Origin of the sequence: Nitrosospira sp. NpAV, assembly GCF_000832065.1 — a bacterium.
GTDB lineage: Bacteria > Pseudomonadota > Gammaproteobacteria > Burkholderiales > Nitrosomonadaceae > Nitrosospira.
In genome coordinates this window covers 1-498 of sequence record NZ_JXQM01000136.1, presented here as the reverse complement: position 1 = coordinate 498, position 498 = coordinate 1, and the positions used below count along the sequence as shown (strand labels likewise).

1 protein-coding gene is annotated in these 498 nt (G+C 54.0%); it reads left to right on the top strand.

All coding sequences use genetic code 11. From position 1 onward, the window contains the following. Positions 1-498, top strand: a 498-nt coding sequence (locus tag SQ11_RS15625) for a M24 family metallopeptidase (protein WP_041515129.1), incomplete at both ends; no start/stop codon positions are given.

The following is a 498-nucleotide window of genomic DNA, read 5'->3' as shown; positions in this document are numbered from 1 at the left end:
CCAAAGCACACAGGCGTGCCATGCAGGCAACATGCTCTGACAAGTACGAGTATGAGATAGAAGCTGAGCTGCTCCATGAATTTCGTCGGCAGGGTGCGCAAGCCCCTGCTTATACATCCATTGTGGCAGGGGGTGCGAATGCTTGTGTATTGCACTATGTTCAGAATGATGCGCAGCTGAAAGCAGGAGATCTGTTGCTGATCGACGCGGCGTGCGAATTGCATGGTTATGCAGCGGATATCACGCGTACTTTTCCGGTAAATGGCACGTTTTCTGCAGTACAGAAAGATGTTTATCAGCTGGTGCTTGCTGCCCAGCTGGCTGCAATTGCTGCGGTGCGGCCGGGCAGCAATTGGGATGCGCCTCATCAGGCCGCTTTGCGGGTACTGGCTGAAGGGTTTGTCGATTTGAATTTGTGCCAGGGTAGTCCGGATGCAGTGATCGAGACGGAGTCCTACAAGCGCTTTTATATGCACCGAACCGGGCATTGGCTGGGGC